The 443-nt window shown below is 54.2% G+C and carries 2 pseudogenes; both read left to right on the top strand.

The features are described from left to right. Positions 1–224: pseudogene (rplK, locus tag SxD43FB_RS24030) on the top strand (50S ribosomal protein L11); the annotation flags it as partial. Beyond that, a pseudogene (locus SxD43FB_RS24035) lies at positions 225–443 on the top strand (50S ribosomal protein L1); the annotation flags it as partial.

Genomic DNA, 443 nt, shown 5'->3' on the forward strand with positions numbered 1-443 from the left:
AAACAAAAAGCACCCCTGCTTCGGTTCTGCTGAAGAAAGCTGCTGGTCTGACTAGCGGTTCGGCACGTCCGAACACCGTTAAAGTTGGCACCGTGACTCGTGCACAGCTGGAAGATATCGCTAAAGCAAAAAATGCGGATCTGACTGCTGCTGACATGGATGCGGCCGTGCGTACCATCGCCGGTTCCGCTCGTAGCATGGGCCTTAACGTGGAGGGTGTGTAAATGGCTAAGCTGACTAAGCGCCAAAAGGCTATCGCCGAAAAAATCGAGCCGGGCAAATCGTATAACTTCACAGACGCAGCAGCCCTGTTGGCTGAGCTGTCGACTGTCAAGTTCAGCGAGTCGGTTGATATCGCGGTAAACCTGGGTGTTGACCCACGTAAATCCGACCAGGTCGTTCGTAGCGCTACTGTGCTGCCACACGGCACTGGCAAGACTGTT

The organism is Sphingobium sp. D43FB, assembly GCF_002312805.1.
Lineage (GTDB): Bacteria > Pseudomonadota > Alphaproteobacteria > Sphingomonadales > Sphingomonadaceae > Sphingobium.